Genomic DNA, 2,261 nt, shown 5'->3' with positions numbered 1-2,261 from the left:
TCGGGGGCGGTGCTGGATCGGGCCGGCTTGGACGACGCGGCGTATGTGATCTACACGTCCGGTTCCACGGGCCGTCCCAAGGGCGTCGTGGTCTCCCATCGGGGCCTCGGCAACCTGGTCGCCGCCCAGATGGCGGGGCTCGGCGTCGGGCCCGACTCCCGAGTGCTCCAGCTCTCCTCGCTGAGCTTCGACGCGTCGGTGTGGGAGCTGTGCATGGCTCTCCTGTCGGGTGCGGCGCTGGTGGTGGCCGACGCGGATCAGCTGCCGCCGCACGGATCGCTGGAAGAGGTCGCGGACCGCTACGGCGTGACCCATCTGACGGTGCCGCCGTCGGTGCTCGCGCCGGTCCGGCAGCTGCCGGACAGCGTGGTCAGCCTCGTCGTGGCGGGCGAGGCGTGCCCGCCGTCGCTGGTCGAGCGCTGGTCCTCCCAACTGGCCCTCGTCAACGCCTACGGCCCGACCGAGGTCACCGTCTGCGCCTCCATGAGCGGAGCGCTCTCCCCGGTCGGCGAGGACAGTCCGGTACCGATCGGAGGGCCGCTGCTCAACACCCGGGCCCATGTGCTCGACGGTTTCCTTCAGCCGGTGCCGGTGGGTGTGGCCGGGGAGCTGTATGTGTCGGGTCCGGGTCTGGCCCGGGGCTATCTGGGCCGGGCGGGTCTGACGTCCGAGCGGTTCGTGGCCAGTCCGTACGGGCGTGGGGAGCGGATGTACCGGACGGGGGACCTGGTGCGGTGGACGGCCGGCGGTGAGCTGGTCTTCGCCGGGCGGGCGGACGAGCAGGTGAAGATCCGCGGGTTCCGGGTGGAGCCGGGTGAGATCGAGTCCGTGCTCGCCGGTCATGACACCGTCGACCGGGCCGCGGTCATCGTCCGCGAGGACCGGCCCGGCGACCGGCGGCTGGTGGCGTACACCGTCCCGGCCGACGACCGCCGGATCGACGGCGGGGCCCTGCGCGAGTTCGTCGGCGCCCGGCTCCCCGACTACATGGTCCCCGCGGCGGTGGTCGTCCTGGACGCCCTGCCGGTGACCGTGAACGGCAAGCTGGACCGGGCAGCGCTGCCCGCGCCCGACTTCGCGGCGCTCTCCGACGGCCGGGCGCCCGCCACACCGACGGAGGAGGCCGTGGCCGGACTCTTCGGCGAGATCCTCGGCCTGGAGCGGATCGACGCGGAGACCTCGTGGTTCGACCTCGGCGGTGACTCGCTGCTCGCCATGCGGCTGGTCTCCCAGATCCGCTCCGCCCTGGACGCCGAAGTCAGCATCCGCGATCTGTTCTCCGCGCCCACCGTGGCGGGCGTCGCCCGGCTCATCGACGACGGGCAGAGCGAGACCCGTACCGCCCTGACCCCGCAGGCCCGGCCGGAGGTGCTGCCGCTGTCGTACGCGCAGCAGCGCATGTGGTTCCTCAACCGGCTCGAAGGAGTCGGCGCGGGCGCGGGCTACAACCTCCCCCTGACCCTGCGGATGTCCGGTGAACTGGACACGGCGGCGCTGGAGGCGGCGATCGGCGATGTGGCCGACCGGCACGAGAGCCTGCGGACCGTCTTCCCCGACACCGACGGCACCCCGCGTCAGGAGATCCTCGAAGGCGCGGCGGGCCGGCCCCGGCTGGAGATCGTGGAGACCACCGAGGACCGGCTCGACGAGACGCTCGCGGAGCACTCGCTCCGCGGCTTCGATCTGAGCGTCGATCTGCCGTGGCGGACCTGGCTGGTGCGCACCGGCCCGTCGGAGCACGCGCTGCTGATCGTCGTGCACCATGTGGCCTCGGACGGCTGGTCCATGGGCGTGCTCACACGGGATCTGCGCGCGGCCTACGGAGCCCGGCTCGAGGGCCGCGCGCCCGGCTGGGACCCTCTGCCGGTGCAGTACGCCGACTACGCGCTCTGGCAGCGCACCGAACTCGGCGACCTCGACGATCAGGACAGCCTGATCAGCGCGCAGCTCCGCTACTGGCGACAGGCCCTGGAAGGAGCCCCCGAGGAGTTGGTGCTGCCTGCGGATCGGCGTCGGCCGGCGGTGTCGACGTTCCGTGGTGGTACGGCTCCGGTGCGGGTGGAGGCCGGTGTGCATGGTCGGCTGGTGGAGTTGGCGCAGCGTGGTGGGGCGACGATGTTCATGGTGGTGCATGCGGCTGTGGCGGCGTTGTTGTCGCGGTTGGGTGCGGGTGAGGATGTTCCGGTGGGTGCGGCTGTGGCGGGTCGTGGGGATGCGGCTCTGGATGATCTGGCGGGGTTCTTCGTGAACACGCTGGTGCT

The 2,261-nt window shown here is 72.2% G+C and carries 1 protein-coding gene; it reads left to right on the top strand.

What is annotated here, in order from left to right; genetic code table 11:
• Positions 1-27: 27 nt before the first annotated feature.
• Positions 28-2,261 (top strand): amino acid adenylation domain-containing protein (locus ACF089_RS35870; RefSeq protein WP_392036419.1); only part of this gene is annotated, 2,234 nt, incomplete at its 3' end.

The organism is Streptomyces sp. NPDC014894 (assembly GCF_043080985.1).
In the GTDB taxonomy this organism is placed as follows: domain Bacteria; phylum Actinomycetota; class Actinomycetes; order Streptomycetales; family Streptomycetaceae; genus Streptomyces.
The sequence above is the reverse complement of the archived record's forward strand: the minus strand, read 5'-3'. Positions and strand labels throughout refer to the sequence as shown.